Genomic DNA, 18,355 nt, shown 5'->3' on the forward strand with positions numbered 1-18,355 from the left:
AAACGAAAAAACTGGTAAAGATATTAAAACTTATAATTCAGAATATTTAATATAATACGAACTGTCTTACAAAAAGATCATGAGGGGGTTCGTGTATGGGATTTCGTTCCTGGATTTCTGTGGCGCTCCAATTAACGATGGCGACAGCATTGCTTGTAGGCTGTAGTCAGCCAGCGGCCACTCCTGACTCAGCATCGCCGTCAGGTGCGAATGGCGTCACGCTAAAAATGGTAGAGAGCATTACTAGCCCACAACGAACTGCGCTTTTAAAAGAAATGCTAGCCCAGTTTGAAGCGAAGAATCCGGGGATCAAAGTCGATCTGATTTCACCGCCATTTGAAGGAGCGGATCAGAAGATCACACAGATGCTGATGGCAAAAGAAGAGCTGGACGTGCTAGAGGTTCGCGAATTCAATGCCAAGCAGTTTTCGATGAACGGCTTTATTGAAAATTTGAAGCCCTACACAGAGAAATGGAAAAATTACGATCAGCTAACTGACGTCGCCAAACGTCGAGCCACTTGGGTGGACAAAGCTCCTTATTACATTCCGAATGGACTGTACCAGCGCGTCTTGTATTATCGGACGGACTGGTTTAAGGAAGCAGGGATCGAGGTGCCGAAAACGTGGGATGAGCTCTTGGTAGCAGCCAAAAAGCTGACGGACCCAACCAAAAACCGCTACGGGTACAGCTTCCGGGGAGGTGCGACCGGGTGGGATTACGCACTGATCACCATGTGGGCCTACAACGGGACAGAGGTCGACGCTGACTCCGCCTTTTTCATGAAGGATGGACGCACACTCTTTTCCACGCCGCAATCACTGGAAGCGATGCAGTATTACAAACAGCTTTACAAAGAAGGTTCTCCAAAAGATTCTGTGAGCTGGGGCTTTCAGGAGATGGTACAGGGCTTTGTAGCCGGTTCGACTGCCATGCTGATTCAAGACCCTGACGTCATCGATGGAGCCAAGGAGAAGATGCAGGAAGGGACGTGGGCGACCGCTCCGATTCCGATTGGCCCTTCAGGTGTCGCCCAACAAGTAGTCGGTGGGCCGGGCTGGGGGATGACTTCGTACTCGAAGCACAAGGAAGAGGCGTGGAAGCTGATTGAATTCCTGTCTGATCCTGAACAGAGCACTCATTTTGCGAAAAAGACTTCCACGATTCCTGTCGTGAAAAGCGCGGCAGAAGATGAATTTTACAAGACAGGTTACTTCCAGCCGTTTATTGAGATGAGCCAGCAGCCGACGAAGTTCCTCGATGTTTCACGTCCTGTGGACTACAAAGGCTGGGGAGCTTGGCAAAGCACGGCGGATAAAGATATTCAGAGCTTTTTGCTCGATCAGCTCACCGCAGAGGACCTGTTGAAAAAATGGGATCAATACTGGACGAAAGAAAAAGCCGAGCGAAAGTAGACGTGGGGGGATGGTAGCTTGGACACACAAAAACCCATCGTCATGACGACGAAGCAGGTTGTGCCGGAAGGGAAGAAATCGTTCCGAATCTCCAAAGAAGGTCGCTTTATCTTTTTGTGCCTTTTGCCCGCCATCTTGTTTGTTTCGGTCTTTACGTATTATCCACTCGTGCGTGGAATCATCATGTCTTTTCAGAACTACACGCTCTTTGACTTGATGAATATTCAGTTCATTGGGCTGGACAACTTTGTGAACGTACTGACAAGCCCAGACTTCCCTCGTGTTGCCATGAACAGCTTTTACTGGGTGTTTTTCTCGCTTGTTTTTCAATTGCTGTTTGGATTCATGCTGGCCCTCTTGATGCGTAAAAAATTTCGCGGGAGAGGAATTTACCAGGCATTTGTCTTTTTCCCGTGGGCGATGTCGGGCTTTTTGATTGGGCTGATTTGGCGGTGGATGTTCAATGCCCAATTTGGCGTCATTAACGATTTGCTTCTGAAAACAGGTCTGATCGATGCGCCGATCTCCTTTTTGGCGGATGGCACTTGGGCGATGGCTGCGGTCATTATCGCGAATATTTGGTATGGCGTCGCGTTTTTTGCCATTATGATTCTGGCTGCCCTGCAATCGATCCCAGAGGAGCTGTACGAAGCGGCGGCGATGGATGGAGCGGGGCGGATTCAGCAGTTTTGGAGGGTAACACTGCCGTATATCATGCCAACGATGCTGGTGACGATCCTGTTGCGGGTCATTTGGATTCTCAACTTCCCGGATATTATTTACGCGATGACGAATGGAGCTCCTGCAGGCTCCACGCATATATTCGCTACCTACATGATCGATAAAGTCATCTTTGGACAAGACTACGGGCAAGCCTCGGCTGTGGGTGTCATCATCGTGCTGATTTTGATGTTATTCACGATCTTTTACGTGAAAGCGACCAAAGTAGAGAAGGGAGGGGACTTCTGATGCACCGTGAACATCTAGGGTGGAGGACTGCCAGAGCGATTGTATTGACCTTGTTTCTTGCGTTCGCGATTTTCCCGCTGTATTGGATTATCATTACGTCGCTCAAAGGTCAAAAGGAAATCTTTTCGCTCCCGATTCAATATTGGCCGGAACAGGTGACACTGATCAACTACTTGGAGATCTTTCAGATTTCTCACTTTCAGGTGTACATCTGGAACAGCTTTCTCGTTTCCTTGGTCGCTTCGGCTATGGTCGTGTTCATCGCGGTGCTCGGCGGTTACGTGTTGGCCCGCTTTTCGTTTAAAGGAAAGCGGCAGGTGATGTTCGGGTTTCTCGTCACCCAAATGATCCCGATGTTCATTGGCATGGCGCCGTTGTACATGATGATGTCCAAGATGCACATCTTAAACAGCCTGTTTTCGTTGATGCTCATCTACACGGTCATGCTAATACCGTTTTGTACGATCATCATGTCCGGCTTTTTTCAACGGATACCCAACGCATTGGAGGAAGCGGCGATGATGGACGGCTGTTCGCGGCTGAGCGCCCTGTTTCGCGTCATCGTGCCGATCATGCTCCCCGGAATTGCGGCCACGTTTATTTTCGCCTTCGTTCAATGCTGGAACGAGCTGATTATGGCCGTTCTGTTCATTGATGAAGAGTCAGTCAAAACGATTCCGGTCGCGATGAATGCCTTCATCAAAAAGTACGATATCGAGTGGGGAGCGATGTCGGCAGCTACGGTGTTGTCAGTCATCCCGACGATGCTGTTGTTTGCCTTTTGCCAAAAGTATTTGGTGGAAGGGCTCACACAGGGTGCTGTAAAGGGCTAGATGTAATCCCGCATGCCAGCCTGGTACGCTGTCTCATCGTCGTTTTCCAGACCAAACAGCGCTTCTTCCAAGGCAAATGTACTGCGGTAAAATCTCATCCTTGTCATCACCTGCTCAAGCTGGGGGTACACCGGAGTGAAATGCTGCAAAAAAGGTTCGCCGTAGCTCGCACAGAGTCCAGCGAGGTCGTATGCCGGATCGCCCACACCGGAACCGCCAAAGTCGATGATGCCTGTGATGCGTTGTTTTGCCGGGGAGTACAAGATATTCCCTGTGCCAAAATCTCCATGAGTCAAGCAAGGCTGAAAATCAAAATGGGCAGGGTCTGCCAGGTATGCTTCAAACCGCTCTGCCACATCCTTTTTCGCTTGCTCACGCATCGCTGGGAACAATTGCGAAACAATCTGTTCATACAGCTCAGTCAACTGCTTGACCATGTCAAAATCGCCAGGGATAAGCTCCGGGAGCAAGGAGGAGACGGGAAGCTGGTGCAGTTCATGAAGAAATTGTGCAAGCTGGGCAGCGATAGTCGGTACCGAGTTTTGACGAGAGGCTGCTTGAAAAGCTTCCAGGGTAAAAGGCTCACCTTCGAGTAGCGGATATCCGACAAACACCCGCCCAGGTAGTTCCTCGGCAAAGGACAAATAGAGCGGAGCCGGAATCGGCAGGGAGAGATATGGTTTTACCGTGCGTAAAATGTTCGTTTCGATCTTCAGTTGCTCGATTCCGGCCGTATATTTCGGAAAGCGAAACACGTATGCGTCATTAACGATGAGCACATCATTGTTTTGACCCATTTCGTTCAAGTAGGCGGAAGTAATGGTCAATTCCGGATATGTTGCTTGAATGTGTTGGATATACGCTTGCGTTGTCATCATGATTCTCCTTCCAATACCCGCATTTTGCAAAAAGAGCACTCTCCCCTAAGGAAAGTGCTCTTTCGTATTTACGATGCTGCCAGTTCAAATCTGACGAGCGTTTCTTTGGTGTCCGCGAGCTTTTCTAGTTCAACAATTCGCCAGTTATGGGAGATTGTCCTGCGCATCCACGCCAAGGCATCGTCTGGCAAGCGAACGTGGTGCAACGCTGTTTCCTCAACTTGATAATCGCGCTCCGCTTGGATGTTGTAGCGTTTGTTCAGCAAAAACTTGATCCCGTTAAAAGTGGTGAACTTGATCTGATAGCCTTCGCGAATCGCAGCTTCCAGCGTAGAGGGATCATTTTTGGACAGTTCAAAGAGATGGGTGTAATCGTACTTACCGCCCTCCACGTCCGAAAAAGGCGCAGGGTCACCTGTTCTCAGCTTGTGGATGATTTCTTCATCGACGAATCCATGGGAACGGGCTGCCTCTAACAGCATCGTTTCCCATTGGGATAGTTTTACGGTAGACATGGACTGTCCCTCCTCTTATCACTATATAAACAGATATCGCCAGCCCTACTTCTAGTATAAAGCAATGAAATTGTACTTCTCAACTACAATTCCGACTGTTTTAGTATGAAAAGTGCGGCGAACTGCTTTACTCAGGATGAAAGCGAGGAAAGCTTCTTCTTTTCACGCGGCTCCTTGGAAGTTGTGGTCAAGGTCACACCCGCGATGATGAGAATCGCTCCGAAAAACTGTACGGCTGTTACAGGCTTTGCCAGCAATAATAATCCAAAAAGCATGGCAATAAACGGTTCCAGATTCGCAAACATCGCGGCTTTGGCGGCACCTACCTTCTGAAGTTGACTGTTCCAGATTAGGGTCACAATGCCGTGCATGACGACAGCAGTGACAAACAAGAGAAGCCAGGATGAGAGGCTGGTGCTTACCGTGGCCGTAGGGATGCTGATCAGGACAAAAGGCAGCATCGATCCGAAGCCGATCAGATTGGATACGAGTGTCGTCACGAGTGGAGGGAGTCGATGTCCCAACAACCTGACGAGTATGATCGAGGTAGCGAACGTCAGCATCGTCAATACAATCCAGAGGATACCGACATCAAAATGCAGCTCTGCCCCTGTATAAATGACGAATAAAACACCTGATGTACCGATCACCGAACCGATTGCCATGCGACCAGTCAGCGATTCTTTCAAGAACAAGGCAGCCAAGAGAGCCGTTGTAATCGGCGTCAGCGCCAGGATGAGGGCAGAGGTGGTCGGATCAGCAGTAACGAGCCCTTTGTAAAAGGACCACTGGTTGATGAATACGCCGACCACTCCCAGTACCGCGAGCAAGAGCCAGTCCGTACGAGAGAGCTTTGGCATTTTCAGACGCCCTCTGGACCAGATGAGCAGAAACAACACGATAAACAAGAGACGCATAGCCGACAAAAAGAGCGGAGAAAACTCGGCGACAAGCATTTTCCCGAAGACGAAATTGCTGCCCCAAGCGGTTACGCAAAAAATGAGCAGCAAGTAGGAGCGTAGCATAGGATTCGTTCCTTCCTGTGGGTCAGCGAGTGTGATCCGGCGTTCGGATGTACCGTTTCCATAGCCAGGTCATGCACAAGTAGGCCGTTAAGACCAGAGCTGTACATAAGGAGGCAATCCAGATTGCCATCATCGGATCGACGTACATCCGGCTGCTATAGCCTGCGACGAATCCCATTACTGCGCTGATCAATATGAAAGTAGGTGCCTTCCCCTTCGTCAACACGATGACGACGATAGGCAAAAACAGCGAGGCATACATAATGCCAAAGAAGAACAGCAAATCCAGCAAGGTCGGCTGGAAGTAGATCGTCAAACCATACGAAAGCGCACCGATGGCAATGGCAAGGATGTAGCCCAAACGGATTTTTTGCCGTTCAGAAGCGTCTGGGCGGAAGAGCTGGTAGACGTTGTTGACCATCAGACTGATCATGGAATGAAGACCTGCACCAAAAGCGGACATGATCGCACCAAAGGCACAGAGGACAAATAATACAAGCAATATCATCGTGTCAATCTTGCGTACGAGATCAAACAACAGCGAGTAAATATCATCAAAGCCGCCCGTAAAAAGGACGATGATGATCAGCGAGGAAAACGCCAGTGGTACGGTTGCAAAAATGAGTCCGGACACCAGAAAGGTAGGGACGATCTTTTTCTCTTCCATCATATAGAGCCGCTGCCACGATGCCTGATCGACAAAGACTTGACCAAACCCAATCAACAGCCCGGTAATGATAAAAAATAGACCCTCGTTGTTGTTGAGCACCAGAAGGTAAGGATGGTAAAGGCGCAGTCCGTTATAGACGTGCTCGACCCCTTTTCCGACGAAAAAGTAGACGGGAATCAGGATGATGGCTGCAAACGTAATGACTATTTGCACGATGGCAAAACGATGGATCGAGCGGATACCTCCGATGCCTGCAAACAGCACACAAAATCCAAAAAAGCAAAGCAAGCCGAGCGGGATCGGTAAACCAAACAAGATGTTCAACAATACGCCCCCAGCCATTCCCTGGACGAACATCGCTTCAATCGTGGTAATCAAAAGGATGATGATCATCAGCCAGTAACCAAACGGATGCAGCTTGTCTCGCATGTAATCCCCGATGGTCATCCCTTCTGATAACTCACGGCGGACCTTACGCCCAAGCAGGCCAAACATACTGAGGGCAAATGCTCCCATCAAAGCGAAGCCGATCCCGCCAAATATCCCGTATTTGACGAGTGCTTCCGGTGAACCGAAGATCGTGTTTCCGGTCACCCAGCGGGCGAGGATCGAGACGACTCCAAGCCCAATGCCGATCTTTGCTGCACCTACCACGTATTCGCGAAACGATAAGTAGGTCAAGATGCATTCCCCTTGTCCCGGTATTCTTTCGGGGTTTTCCCCACTACCTTGCGAAAAATGGTGCTGAAATAGTGTTGGCTGTTGAAGCCAGTCCGCTCGGCAACCGTCGATATGCTCCAATCAGGATGAGCGATCAGGAACTTCTTCGACATTTGAATGCGGTACTGCATTAAATACTCAGAGAATGAGACGCCTACTTCTTCATGAAAACGGCGGCTCAAATATGTCGGATTGATATGGACCTCTGCGGCAAGATCAGCCAAATTCAGCTTTTCCGCGAATTTTTGATGAATGATGTTCATCGCGTCGGAAATAATTCGTGTGTAAGCAGAGAGGGCAGGGCTCTTCTGATATTTTTTCAGAATGTCGACCAGCTCGCTCTCAATGACGGGCTTCGTGATGTAATCCACGACACCGAGACGGATCGATTGCTTGGCATAATGAAAATCTTGATAAGCCGTTACAATGATGAGCTCGATATCTTTGTGCTGGGCTCTCAGCTCTTCGCCAAGCACCAGCCCGGATTTCCCCGGAAGATTAATGTCCAGAAAGGCGAGATGAAGAGGAACCTTCTGGCTGATCGCCATGGCTTGACTGCCATCTGCGGCCTTGTAGAATTTCCACAAGGGGAACATGGGCTGAATCAAATACTCGAGTTGGTCCAGCTCCAACGGTTCGTCATCCACGAGTAGTACGTTCATCTTCTCACCTCAGATCGATTTGTTCATACGTACAGGGCCACCTGACAGACACAAGAGTTCCTCCCTCAGCTATCGGAGCTAGCTCCAGATGTGCATGATCACCAAAACAAAGGTGGAGCCGCCTGCGGATGTTGTCCAACCCGTGACCGCTCTTCTCATGTGGCTGTTCAGTTTCGATCTCACTTTCATTTTCATTCTGGATTGCTGTGAGTCCGGAAGAACCGTTGTCGATGACCGTAAGCAGGACATCGTCATCTTTTCGGCTTATGCGGATGTCTAAGGTAGCTTCGCCCATTTTTCGTTCCAATCCATGCTTAAATGCGTTTTCCACGAGCGTTTGCAAGACGAATGGCGGAATGGATGCTTGCAAGAGATCATCTGCACAATCCAGTTGAATCCGGAGCCGATCGCCGAAACGCAGCTTTTGAATCTCCAAATATTGCTCCGTGTACGTAATCTCCCGCGCCAATGAAATCAACGGCTCCGTGGATTTGTATTTGAATTTGAGAAACTGGGAGAGGACTTCGAGCGCTCTCACCAGTTCCTTCGTTCGGTTCAATCGCGCCAGACTCAGAATGACATTTAGCGTATTAAACAAGAAGTGAGGCTGAATTTGTTGATTCAACTGATTGTAGAGCGCTTGCTGAAGCTCTTTTTCCAGCTCGATCTTCAGATTTTTGTTCTCTAAGAGATCAATCCGTTTCTCGAAAATGAACAGAAACAATAAAGCAATAGCTCCTATGATAGGAGCCAAAATAAACAGCAGAATGAGTAATGTGAAACCTTCGAAGCTTATCATGAGATCCCTTCTGTATGGATAGATTTTGCAGTTACCATCATATCATGCTGCTTCGTGATCTCTTGCGTTTTTAGAAAATTTTAATCTCTCTATGATTAGACTTGGGCAAGGTGGCAGGCGACTTGATGTGTATCGTGCAGACTTGTCAGTCCTGGTACTTCTGTTTTGCAGCGATCAATCGCATACGGGCAACGCGTATGGAAGCGGCAGCCCTGCGGAGGATTGATGGGTGAAGGTACATCTCCGCGCAGAATGATTCGCTCCTGCTTTTTGTTTACGTCCGGCACCGGGATCGCAGACAAGAGTGCCTGCGTGTAAGGGTGCTGCGGGTTGTCGAACAGCGACTTCTTATCCGCGATCTCTACCACTTTCCCGAGGTACATCACCATGACGCGATCGGAGATGTGACGAACGACGCCGAGGTCATGGGAGATGAACAAATACGTCAGCTTGAACTGCTTTTGCAACGATTTCAGGAGATTCAGCACTTGAGCCTGAATGGATACGTCGAGTGCCGATACGGCTTCGTCACAAATGATCAGCTTCGGCTGCATCGCGAGGGCACGGGCAATCCCGATTCGTTGGCGTTGTCCGCCGCTGAACTCATGCGGGAAACGGTCAATTTGATCCGGACGCAAGCCTACATAGCCGAGCAGCTCGATAATGCGCTCGCGGCGTTGATGCGCAGGTACGATATTTTGGATGGCCAAGGCTTCACCGAGAATAGCGGATACAGATTGGCGCGGGTTGAGTGAAGCAAATGGGTCCTGGAAAATGACCTGCAAATGCTTGCGCATGTCGCGCATTTGCTTCTTGGACATCGCCAGCAAATCTTGTCCCTCGAATAGTACCGTTCCGCTCGTCGGTTCATCCAGACGGAGGATGGCACGACCGGTAGTGGATTTTCCACATCCGGATTCGCCTACAATACTCAGTGTTTCTCCTTCATGGATCGTGAAGCTGATGTCATCCACAGCTTTTACATGGTTGACGGTACGGCCTAAAATGCCGCCTTTGATCGGGAAGTGCTGCTTGAGATTTTTTACTTCGAGCAGTGGTTTTTTCGTTGGATTCGCTTGTGTCGTCATCATGGTCATACCCCCACTTCCGTAGCAGTCTTGGTGTCGCCGTCCCACTCAGACGTATACATCCAGCAGCGTACTTTGCTTCCGTCTGCATACTCCAGGAGCTCAGGAAGCTTCGTATTGCACAGCTCTGTTGCATGCGGGCAACGTGGAGCGAATCGGCATCCAACTGGCATGTTGAACGGACTTGGAACGTTTCCTTTAATCGCTTGCAGCTCTTCCACGTCCTCATCCAGACGCGGGAGGGAGTTCATTAGGCCTACTGTATAGGGATGGCGTGGATTCGCGAACAGGTTTTGTGCAGTTGTGTACTCGACGACTTTTCCTGCGTACATGACCGCAACGCGATCACATGTTTCCGCAACGACGCCAAGATCGTGGGTAATCATGATAATGCTCATGCCCATTTCGACTTGCAGCTTTTTCATCAGCTCGAGAATCTGAGCCTGAATGGTAACGTCCAAAGCTGTCGTCGGTTCATCCGCGATCAAAATTTCCGGGCGGCAGGCGAGAGCCATCGCGATCATAACACGCTGGCGCATACCACCAGACAATTCATGAGGCTCTTGGGTCGCGCGTTTTTCCGGGGAAGGAATACCGACCAGACGCAGCATGTCTACTGCTTTGTCCCACGCTTCCTTACGTCCCATGTTTTGGTGCAGGCGCAATACCTCTGCAATTTGCTCCCCAACCGAATAAACCGGATTTAGCGAGGTCATTGGCTCTTGGAAAATCATCGAAATCTCGTTGCCGCGGATTGCGCGCATGTCTGCTTCTGATTTTTTCGTCAGATCTTGCCCTTTGAAAAGGATTTCTCCTCCTACAATTTTTCCCGGAGGACTGGCAATCAAACGCAGGATCGAGAGGGAAGTGATACTTTTTCCACAGCCCGATTCTCCTACCAGCCCTAGTGTCTCTCCTCTATTTAGAGAGAAATCAACGCCGTCCACTGCTTTACTGACGCCATCTTCTGTGAAAAAATGCGTTTGCAGATTGCGAACGTCCAGGATGATATCTTGTTGTTCCGGCATGGTGATCCCTCCTTAGTTCAGATCAATTCGTTTATTGAAGTAGCGATACAATACATCGACGAGCAGGTTCACGAACACGAAGATAATGGAAGCAATCAGTACACCGCCTTGTACGACAGGCAAATCACGCATGCGGATCGCATCGACGATCAGACGTCCCAAGCCGTTGATGGCAAATACAGATTCTACGAGTACCGTACCACCCAAAAGGAAACCGAACTGCAAGCCAACGACCGTAATAATCGGGATCAACGCGTTTTTCAAAGCATGCTTGTAAATGATGACTGTTTCACGCAAGCCTTTTGCTTTCGCTGTGCGGATGTAGTCTTGACGCACGACGTCGAGCATACTGGAGCGAGTCATACGAGCAACGATGGCAGCCCCGGCGGTACCGAGTGTGATCGCTGGCAAAATCATGTGCTTCCAGGTGCCCCAGCCAGCAACAGGGAAGAGCTGCAGCTTGACAGAGAACGTGTAGATCAAGCTCAAGCCGAGCCAAAAGCTTGGCAAGGATACACCGAGCAAGGCAATAACCATGATCGTAATATCAGCAGCAGAGTATTGCTTGGTAGCAGAGATGATCCCCGCGATCATCCCGAGGACAACCGTTACAAAAATACTGGCAACGGCGAGCTCGATGGTAGCAGGCAGGCGCGCCATGATCTCATCCCACACGGGAAGATTGGAGCGAAGTGATGTACCTAGATCGCCTTGGAACACGTTGGCGACATATTGTGCGTATTGAACCATGATCGGCTGATCCAAGCCGAGCTGTGTACGCATTTTTGCAATTGTTTCTTCAGAAGCGCCTTCACCAGCAAGCAATACCGCCGGGTCGCCAGGAACCATTTGCATGATCAAAAAAACGACCAGAATGACACCGAGCAGGACGGGAATCATTTGCAGCAGGCGACGGATAATGTAAACAAACATGTAGCATTCCCTCCTATTGTTTCATTCGTGGATCGAGAGCGTCCCTGAGGCCGTCCCCAAAGATGTTGAAGCCGAGAACAAGAGTGGCAATAGCGAAACCAGGGAACATGGCCAGATGCGGAGCGGTAAACAAGAAGTCGCGTCCGTTACTGAGCATGGCGCCCCACTCCGGCAGAGGAGGCTGTGCTCCCAGTCCGAGGAACGAAAGGCCAGCAGCGGATAAAATCGCGGTAGCTAGGCGCATCGTTGCCTGTACGATAATAGGAGACAAAATGTTTGGAAAAATGTGTTTAAAGATAATCGTGAAGTCATTGGCACCGAGTGAGCGGATCGCATCGATGTACTCCAGTTTTTTCACGGTCAAAGTAGAGCCGCGGACGATCCGGGCAAATACAGGAATCGAGAAGATACCAACGGCGATCATAACGTTAAAGAGACTTGGCCCTAAGGCACTGACGATGGCCAGAGAAAGCAGGATTCCCGGGAAGGCGAGCAGGACATCGATGATACGGGAGATAACTGTATCTACCCAGCCTCCGTAGTAACCGGATAATAAGCCGAGAATAATTCCGAAAAATGCACCAATAAAGACGGCGACAAATCCGACGGACATCGAGAGCTGTGTTCCGTATAAAAGACGGCTCATTACATCCCGACCTTTGTCATCGGTACCCATCCAGTGTTCAGCAGATGGTGGTTTTAACTTGTTAACCAAGTCAATCTCATAGGGATCGTAGGGAGCGATGAATGGTGCCAACAGGGCAATCGCGATGTAAAAAATCACGATACAGCCGCCTACCATGGCGAGTTTGTTTTTTCGTAGTTTCCTGTAAAAAGTCCGCCATCTGCTAGGGCGTGCAGCCGCTGCTTTCGGCGGAAGAGCTTGATTGGTTGGCGCGATCTCAACCTTCATGGTGTAACCCCTCCTTTGCTTACGTCAAAGTTATCAGAAAAATGTACGAAGTAAAGGCAATTTGAACAAGTCGTAAAAATAGTGAAAATAGACGTAAAGATTGTGCAAATCAAGTCTTCCGGCTTCCTAGATAATGGGGGAGAAAGGAATGGAGAGAGACAAAGAGAGGGTGGATAATGGATGGGCGTTACCTATTGGTTGACCAATGTTCGTTTGGAGACGGGCTACCGTCGGGAAAACGGTGTCGTCACGGGGACAGAGGCATCCTTGTTTCACATTTTGGTAAAAGACGGAAAATTCGCGCGTATTGTACCAGCGACAGAGAAGCTTACAGATGGTATTTTGCAAAAGGATGCAAAAGGCTTATTGGCACTCCCATCTCTCGTAGAGAAGCATGTTCATTTGGACAAGACGCTTCAGGGAGAACCATGGCGGGCTGTCATCCCTGTGTCCAATATCATTGAACGCTGCGAAATTGAAAAGCGCACACTGCCGGGATTGCCGACAACTACACAAGAGCGTGCGGAGAATCTGTTGGAGATCCTCTTGTCCTATGGCTCGACACACGTGCGCACACATGTGGATATTTACCCGGAAGTGGGAATCTCCAATTTGGAATCAGTAAAAGCAGCATTAGCAACCTACGCGGATCGAGTCACCCACGAGATCGTGGCGTTTCCGCAGCATGGCTTATTGCGTACAGATGCAAAAGCACTCTTGCGTGAAGCATTGCGCCAAGGTGCGACTCATGTCGGGGGCGTAGACCCAGCTAATGTGGATGGCGATATAGAAGAATCCTTGCACCAAATGATGGAGCTGGCTGTAGAAGCAAACGCAGGTGTCGACTTGCATTTGCATGACCCAGGGCATTTGGGAACCTACACGATGAAGCGACTGGCAGCCATGACCGTAGACGCTGGCTGGCAAGGCCGCGTAGCAATCAGTCATGCGTTTGCGCTCGGAGACATCCCTGTGCAGGAAGCAGAAGAGATGGCGACGATCCTGCGGGAAGCAGGCATTACGATCATCACCAGCGTGCCATTTAGCCGCGTCATTCCACCCGTACAGCTATTGAACCAAAATGGTGTAGACGTTGCGGTCGGCTGCGACAACATTTTTGACACGTGGCAGCCATACGGGAATGGTGATGTGTTGGAGCGCCTTTGGCGACTGGCTGAACGCAATCGTTGGCTGGACGAGTTGTCCCTGTCTCAATCGCTGCGTTTTATCACAGGTGGCAAAACGACGCTGGATGCCAACGGAACTCAGTTGTGGCCTGCACAAGGCGAAGACGCTAGCCTGATCCTGGTGGATGCGACCTGCTCGGCAGAAGCGATCGCGCGCCGTGCAGATCGACACGCTGTATTCTTCAAAGGCAATCTCGCTTCTGGTCAAGTGGAAGAAGTGAACGTTTAAGAGGGGTGAAAAGCCGGTGAAATCTTCTCCTTATTGGATCGTCAACGCTCGATTGGAAAGCGGGTATGAGTGGGAAGAAGGCGTGATCAGTGGAACGCGGACAGAGCTGTGCGATTTGCTCATTGAGAATGGAAAAATCACACGCATTGTCCCTTCCAGTGAAATTTTGGAGGATGGACTGCCAAAAAAGGACGCGAAGGGCTTACTGATCTTGCCGTCTATGGCCGAGAAGCACATTCATCTGGAAAAAACGTATTTCGGCGGCCCATGGAAGGCAACAACTCCCGTAAAAAGCTTGTTCGAACGCCACGCTGAGGACAGAGGGCTGTTGCCGATGTATCTCAAGCAGGCTCAGACAGGGGCAGAAAATATTCTCTCGCTGCTGGTGGAAACAGGGGTTACGCATGTAAGAACGCATTGTCATGTGGACCCGCAGGTTGGTCTTGGGTTTTTGGAAGGAATGAAGAGCGCATTTGAGACGTATGCAGATCGTGTCTCCCACGAAATCGTTGCTTTCCCGCATTATGGCATGCTGCGTACTCAAGCGCGAGACATGGTACGTGAGGCGCTGCGTCAAGGCGCCACTCATGTGGGCGGCGTCGATCCAGGTGGAGTAGACGGCGATATCGAGCGTTCCCTGCAAACGATGCTAGAGCTGGCAGTCGAAGCGGATGCCGACATTGACATGCATTTGCATGATCCGGGGCATCTCGGCGTGTTTACGATGAAGCGCCTCGCTGCTCTGACGGAAGAAGCAGGCTGGCAAGGACGTGTCACGATTAGTCACGCGATGGGATTAGGCGATGTTTCGCAGGAGGAAGCCAGAGAGCTGGCGCAACGCCTCGCCTCTCTTGGTATCTCTATTGCATCGACCGTGCCGATTAATCGCCCGACCATTCCGATTCCGTTGCTGCATCAAGAAGGTGTAGCGGTCATGCTTGGCAACGATAGCTTGACAGACAACTGGACACCCTTTGGCAGCGGAGACTTGTTGGAAAAAGCAGGACGACTGGCTGAACGCTTCCGCTTGACGGATGAAAGATCGTTAGGCGTAGCACTCGGGTTTGTAACAGAAGGGCGAATCACTCTCGATGAAAGCGGGAATCGCCTGTGGCCATTGGCTGGAGATGAGGCGAGCCTGATGGCGGTCGAAGCGACATGTTCAGCAGAAGCTGTTGCGAGACGTGCCAAGCGCAAGGTCGTTCTTTTCCAAGGCAACCGGGTAGCGGGTGAGTGGTAGAACTACTTTTAAATAGAAAGGATGTCATGGATAGATGTCTACAGCCTATTGGATTACCAACGTCCGCTTGGAGAGCGGATACCGCAAAGAAAATGACAAGGTGGTTGCTACAGATACTGAAGTGGCGCATCTATTAATAGAAGACGGACGAATTGCACAGATCGTGAGTGGAGCTGCTCCACAAACCGAGCTGCCAACGAAGGATGCCAGTGGTCTGTTGGCACTGCCGTCATTTAGGGATATGCACATCCACATCGATAAAACGTACTATGGCGGTCCTTGGAAAGCCGTGACACCAGTGAAAAACATCTTGGGTCGACTGGAAGAAGAGAGCCAGCTCATGCCGAAGCTGTTGCCAACCGCACAGGAGCGCGCAGAAAAAATGCTGGAATTGCTGCTGTCCGCAGGCTCCACCCATATTCGCTCCCATTGCAATATCGATCCGTACATCGGACTTAAAAACCTGGAAGCGACCATGGCAGCTCTGGAAACCTTTAGCGGCAGATTGCAGTGCGAGGTTGTAGCCTTCCCGCAGCAAGGTCTCCTGCGAAGCAACCAAGTGGAGAATATCCGCCAAGCCTTGAAGATGGGCGCGACCTATGTTGGTGGTGTAGACCCGGCGACAGTGGATCAAAACATCGAGAAATCGCTCGCAACTATTTTTGAGCTGGCAGTCGAAGCGAATGCACCAATCGACGTTCACTTGCATGACCCGGATCATCTCGGAGTGTTTACATTCAAGCGTCTGGCTAAAATGACCGAAGAAGCAGGGTGGCAAGGTCGCGTTACCATCAGCCATGCGAACTCCCTTGCTGACATCAGCCTGGAAGAAGCAGGTGACGTAGCTGAAATGCTCGCTGGCTTGGGCATTTCGATCACTTCCACTGTACCAGTGAATAGAGGAACAATCCCAATCCCATTGCTGCATGAAAAAGGTGTCTCTGTCTCGCTAGGAGACGACAGTATTACCGATCACTGGTCGCCATTTGGACAAGGTGACAGCTTGGAAAAAGCAGGCCGCTTGGCAGAGCGCTTCCGCATGCAGGACGAGCGTTCCTTGTCCCAAGCACTGGGCTTCATTACAGGTGGGAAGACGCCGTTGGATAAAGAGGGCAACCGCCTATGGCCGAATGTTGGCGACGAAGCGGATATCGTATTCGTTCATGCATCCTCGGCAGCAGAAGCAGTTGCACGTCGTGCGAAGCGCCAAGCTGTGATGTTCCGTGGGAATGTCGTTTCTGGGGCTTTGTAAAATCGAAATGGAAATAAGAAAAAGGCAGAACCACAGGGTTTTGCCTTTTTTCTTTTTGTAATTTATTTTCGTTTATAATAATTTATCTCAATTTATTACAATTTTATTAAACAATAGTTTCCAATTAAGTTACTATTGATAAATATTGTATTTTTCAGATATTTATTCGGGGGTGTCATTTTGTCGTTCATTGCAGAGACAAAAAACGTAGAACGCACGTTTGGTAGAGGGGCAACTGCCGTCAGAGCGCTTGCGGGCGTAAAAATGCGCGTAGAATCAGGAAGATTGCTCGTACTAAAAGGTAGATCAGGATCAGGAAAAACGACTCTATTAAACCTTTTGGGTGGTCTCGATCGTCCGACGGTAGGAAGCGTGTACTTTCAGGGACGAGAAATCGGCCAGCTATCAGATCATGAGCGAACGAGGATCAGGCGAAAGAACATGGCCTTTATCTTCCAGTCGTTTGGCCTGCTTCCGCTGATGTCAGCCGCGGAAAACGTCGAGTTTGGACTTCGCCTGTCAGGGGTGCCTGCTGCCGAATGGAGGGAGCGTGTTCGCGAATCGCTCGATATCGTTGGACTGTCCAAACGGGCGCATCATCGGCCGTTTGAGATGTCCGGTGGAGAACAGCAACGCTGTGCGATTGCCAGAGCTGTTGCGAACAGACCGACACTACTATTGGCGGATGAGCCGACAGCTGAGCTGGATAGTAAAACGGGTCTGCAAATTAGCCGTTTGTTTCGCCAACTGGTCGATGAAGGTGCGATGAGCATTGTCATGACGACACATGATCCTGGTGTAATGGAGGTGGCGGACGATGTCTATGAATTGGAGGACGGTCGTATCAAGGAATAGCAAAATAAAATGGGCGTACTTGAGCTTTTTCGTTTTGTTGACGGGCTGTTCCCTATTCCCTAAGGAAGAGGAGGTTCTGGCTCCGCCATTAGTGGAGCCATCGCCTATCAAATACGAGGTGGCAGAGGTTTTACAAGGGACGATCGTAAAAAGTGTGAAAGGAAACGCCTCCTTCACGACCGTGAAAACGGCGGAGCTCTCTTTCCCGGAGACGAAGGGACTGCGGCTAAAGTCGTTCTCGGTCCAAGGCGGCGATCAGGTGAAAAAAGGACAGGTACTTGCTGAATTGGATGCGGCTGAAATGGAGAGGGCGATCGAGTCGGCCCAGTATGAAGTGGAGAAGGCAAAGCTGGAGCTGCTTGAAGCCCAGCAGGATAATCACTACGAAGTCGAATCCGCCAAGCTGGACGTTTTGAAGGCAGAAATGAACGCTAAGGTAAACGAGACCAAGCTAGCCAAGATCGAATTGGAAAAGGTTAAGCTAGACTTGGCGAAATTGCAGGATCCCAAGAAGCGGCAGTACGCGGTGGAGCGTGCCAGGCTGAACGTGAAGCAAAAAGAGATGGACTTGAAGAACCTGCAACAGCGTTGGAACGAGACCAAGCTGATCGCGCCCTTTGACGGCATCGTGCTGTTTACAAGCAACGAGCAGGTGGGAGATGAGGTGGAAGCACATCAAAAGCTCGTAACGATAGGCGATCCGAATGAGCTGTTCGTTATGTATATTGCTCACGAGAAAGAGGCGCTGCAAGATGTTAAGGAAGGGATGAAAGTGATTCTCTCGGGCAAAGACGGCGAAAAAGGTGAGGGGACAGTTGTTCAGACGCCCCTACATGTCCCTTCCAATTTACCAGAGGATTTGACGAAGCTGTATCAGAGAAGTCTACTCATTGCACCGAAAATCCCTCCAAAGGGCTTGGAGATCGGGACAGGAGTCAGTATTGAAGTGATTGTGGACAAGCAGGATCAGACGCTTATTATCCCGAGAAAAGCACTTCATGATTTATCGGGCAGGAAGTACGTTCGGGTGCTCGACGGGAATAGCAAGAAGGAAGTGGACGTGGAAACCGGTATCATGACACAGACGGAGGTTGAGATTCGCAAAGGTCTTTCGGCAGGCCAACTGGTTATTTTGGAATAGGGG

General features: G+C 50.1%; 18 protein-coding genes. 8 read left to right on the plus strand and 10 right to left on the minus strand.

Translation table 11 applies throughout. The features are described 5' to 3' along the window. The first annotated feature begins 95 nt into the window (after window positions 1-95). Genes AB432_RS08265 through AB432_RS08275 form a run of 3 tightly spaced genes read left to right on the plus strand, consistent with a single transcriptional unit; the run spans window position 96 to window position 3,217 of the window. The gene (locus AB432_RS08265; protein ID WP_048031865.1) at window positions 96-1,415 is read left to right on the plus strand and encodes an ABC transporter substrate-binding protein; all 1,320 of its coding nucleotides are present in this window, start codon (window positions 96-98) and stop codon (window positions 1,413-1,415) included. Window positions 1,416-1,433: 18 nt separating this feature from the next. Beyond that, on the plus strand, window positions 1,434-2,384 hold the full coding sequence (locus AB432_RS08270; protein WP_048031866.1) for a carbohydrate ABC transporter permease: 951 nt from the start codon (window positions 1,434-1,436) through the stop codon (window positions 2,382-2,384). Next, window positions 2,384-3,217, plus strand: a complete 834-nt coding sequence (locus AB432_RS08275; protein ID WP_048031867.1) for a carbohydrate ABC transporter permease — start codon at window positions 2,384-2,386, stop codon at window positions 3,215-3,217. Before AB432_RS08270 ends, AB432_RS08275 begins: the two co-directional genes overlap by 1 nt. On the opposite strand, the gene AB432_RS08280 is transcribed toward AB432_RS08275, so the two are convergent. The 10 genes from AB432_RS08280 to nikC all read right to left on the minus strand — a co-directional run bounded on the left by AB432_RS08280 (window position 3,214) and on the right by nikC (window position 12,448). Next, on the minus strand, window positions 3,214-4,092 hold the full coding sequence (locus tag AB432_RS08280) for a phosphotransferase family protein (protein WP_082195889.1): 879 nt from the start codon (window positions 4,090-4,092) through the stop codon (window positions 3,214-3,216). The two genes, AB432_RS08275 and AB432_RS08280, sit on opposite strands and share 4 nt — an antisense overlap. Before the next feature lie 71 nt (window positions 4,093-4,163). After that, the gene (locus AB432_RS08285; RefSeq protein ID WP_048031869.1) at window positions 4,164-4,610 is read right to left on the minus strand and encodes a hypothetical protein; all 447 of its coding nucleotides are present in this window, start codon (window positions 4,608-4,610) and stop codon (window positions 4,164-4,166) included. A 131-nt stretch (window positions 4,611-4,741) separates the two neighbouring features. Further along, the gene (locus tag AB432_RS08290) at window positions 4,742-5,635 is read right to left on the minus strand and encodes a DMT family transporter (RefSeq protein ID WP_048031870.1); all 894 of its coding nucleotides are present in this window, start codon (window positions 5,633-5,635) and stop codon (window positions 4,742-4,744) included. A gap of 22 nt (window positions 5,636-5,657) precedes the next feature. Next, window positions 5,658-6,986 carry a sodium:solute symporter family transporter gene (locus AB432_RS08295; RefSeq protein ID WP_048031871.1) on the minus strand — a complete coding sequence of 443 codons (1,329 nt, stop codon included), beginning with the start codon at window positions 6,984-6,986 and terminating at the stop codon, window positions 5,658-5,660. Continuing rightward, window positions 6,983-7,687 (minus strand): response regulator transcription factor, encoded by a 705-nt coding sequence (locus AB432_RS08300; RefSeq protein WP_017250974.1) that lies wholly within the window; start codon window positions 7,685-7,687, stop codon window positions 6,983-6,985. The genes AB432_RS08295 and AB432_RS08300 overlap by 4 nt, the downstream gene beginning before the upstream one ends. A 4-nt stretch (window positions 7,688-7,691) precedes the next feature. Continuing rightward, window positions 7,692-8,486 carry a sensor histidine kinase gene (locus tag AB432_RS08305; protein WP_048031872.1) on the minus strand — a complete coding sequence of 265 codons (795 nt, stop codon included), beginning with the start codon at window positions 8,484-8,486 and terminating at the stop codon, window positions 7,692-7,694. A 95-nt stretch (window positions 8,487-8,581) separates the two neighbouring features. Continuing rightward, window positions 8,582-9,577, minus strand: a complete 996-nt coding sequence (locus tag AB432_RS08310; protein ID WP_048031873.1) for an ABC transporter ATP-binding protein — start codon at window positions 9,575-9,577, stop codon at window positions 8,582-8,584. A 2-nt stretch (window positions 9,578-9,579) separates the two neighbouring features. Next, window positions 9,580-10,602, minus strand: a complete 1,023-nt coding sequence (locus AB432_RS08315) for an ABC transporter ATP-binding protein (RefSeq protein ID WP_048031874.1) — start codon at window positions 10,600-10,602, stop codon at window positions 9,580-9,582. A gap of 12 nt (window positions 10,603-10,614) precedes the next feature. Beyond that, complete coding sequence (gene nikB, locus AB432_RS08320; protein WP_048031875.1) at window positions 10,615-11,535, minus strand: nickel ABC transporter permease; 921 nt, start codon at window positions 11,533-11,535, stop codon at window positions 10,615-10,617. A gap of 13 nt (window positions 11,536-11,548) precedes the next feature. Next, window positions 11,549-12,448, minus strand: coding sequence for a nickel transporter permease (gene nikC / locus AB432_RS08325; protein WP_048031876.1), 900 nt, complete (start codon window positions 12,446-12,448; stop codon window positions 11,549-11,551). A gap of 180 nt (window positions 12,449-12,628) precedes the next feature. Here nikC and AB432_RS08330 point away from each other — a divergent pair, with 180 nt between their 5' ends. From AB432_RS08330 to AB432_RS08350, 5 genes are all read left to right on the plus strand, one after another. Continuing rightward, on the plus strand, window positions 12,629-13,864 hold the full coding sequence (locus tag AB432_RS08330) for an amidohydrolase (protein ID WP_048031877.1): 1,236 nt from the start codon (window positions 12,629-12,631) through the stop codon (window positions 13,862-13,864). A gap of 16 nt (window positions 13,865-13,880) precedes the next feature. Further along, entirely contained in the window at window positions 13,881-15,104 is a 1,224-nt protein-coding gene (locus AB432_RS08335) for an amidohydrolase (protein WP_048031878.1), read from the plus strand. A 34-nt stretch (window positions 15,105-15,138) separates the two neighbouring features. Next, window positions 15,139-16,356 carry an amidohydrolase family protein gene (locus tag AB432_RS08340; RefSeq protein ID WP_048031879.1) on the plus strand — a complete coding sequence of 406 codons (1,218 nt, stop codon included), beginning with the start codon at window positions 15,139-15,141 and terminating at the stop codon, window positions 16,354-16,356. 180 nt (window positions 16,357-16,536) lie between these two features. Beyond that, window positions 16,537-17,211 (plus strand): ABC transporter ATP-binding protein, encoded by a 675-nt coding sequence (locus AB432_RS08345; RefSeq protein ID WP_048031880.1) that lies wholly within the window; start codon window positions 16,537-16,539, stop codon window positions 17,209-17,211. Beyond that, window positions 17,174-18,352: an efflux RND transporter periplasmic adaptor subunit gene (locus AB432_RS08350; protein ID WP_048031881.1), complete on the plus strand. Its 1,179-nt coding sequence runs from the start codon at window positions 17,174-17,176 to the stop codon at window positions 18,350-18,352. The genes AB432_RS08345 and AB432_RS08350 overlap by 38 nt, the downstream gene beginning before the upstream one ends. Window positions 18,353-18,355: the final 3 nt, after the last annotated feature.

Origin of the sequence: Brevibacillus brevis, assembly GCF_001039275.2 — a bacterium.
Taxonomy (GTDB): Bacteria; Bacillota; Bacilli; order Brevibacillales; family Brevibacillaceae; genus Brevibacillus; species Brevibacillus brevis_C.

Excerpts from the sequence above, each read along its gene's own strand:
- nikB (WP_048031875.1), bottom strand. The coding sequence starts at position 11,535 with ATGTTTGTTTACATTATCCGTCGCCTGCTGCAAATGATTCCCGTCCTG.
- AB432_RS08305 (WP_048031872.1), bottom strand. The coding sequence starts at position 8,486 with ATGATAAGCTTCGAAGGTTTCACATTACTCATTCTGCTGTTTATTTTG.
- AB432_RS08265 (WP_048031865.1), top strand. The coding sequence starts at position 96 with ATGGGATTTCGTTCCTGGATTTCTGTGGCGCTCCAATTAACGATGGCG.
- AB432_RS08275 (WP_048031867.1), top strand. The coding sequence starts at position 2,384 with ATGCACCGTGAACATCTAGGGTGGAGGACTGCCAGAGCGATTGTATTG.
- AB432_RS08300 (WP_017250974.1), bottom strand. The coding sequence starts at position 7,687 with ATGAACGTACTACTCGTGGATGACGAACCGTTGGAGCTGGACCAACTC.
- AB432_RS08330 (WP_048031877.1), top strand. The coding sequence starts at position 12,629 with ATGGGCGTTACCTATTGGTTGACCAATGTTCGTTTGGAGACGGGCTAC.
- AB432_RS08285 (WP_048031869.1), bottom strand. The coding sequence starts at position 4,610 with ATGTCTACCGTAAAACTATCCCAATGGGAAACGATGCTGTTAGAGGCA.
- AB432_RS08340 (WP_048031879.1), top strand. The coding sequence starts at position 15,139 with ATGTCTACAGCCTATTGGATTACCAACGTCCGCTTGGAGAGCGGATAC.
- AB432_RS08290 (WP_048031870.1), bottom strand. The coding sequence starts at position 5,635 with ATGCTACGCTCCTACTTGCTGCTCATTTTTTGCGTAACCGCTTGGGGC.
- AB432_RS08315 (WP_048031874.1), bottom strand. The coding sequence starts at position 10,602 with ATGCCGGAACAACAAGATATCATCCTGGACGTTCGCAATCTGCAAACG.
- AB432_RS08280 (WP_082195889.1), bottom strand. The coding sequence starts at position 4,092 with ATGACAACGCAAGCGTATATCCAACACATTCAAGCAACATATCCGGAA.
- AB432_RS08310 (WP_048031873.1), bottom strand. The coding sequence starts at position 9,577 with ATGATGACGACACAAGCGAATCCAACGAAAAAACCACTGCTCGAAGTA.
- AB432_RS08350 (WP_048031881.1), top strand. The coding sequence starts at position 17,174 with ATGTCTATGAATTGGAGGACGGTCGTATCAAGGAATAGCAAAATAAAA.
- nikC (WP_048031876.1), bottom strand. The coding sequence starts at position 12,448 with ATGAAGGTTGAGATCGCGCCAACCAATCAAGCTCTTCCGCCGAAAGCA.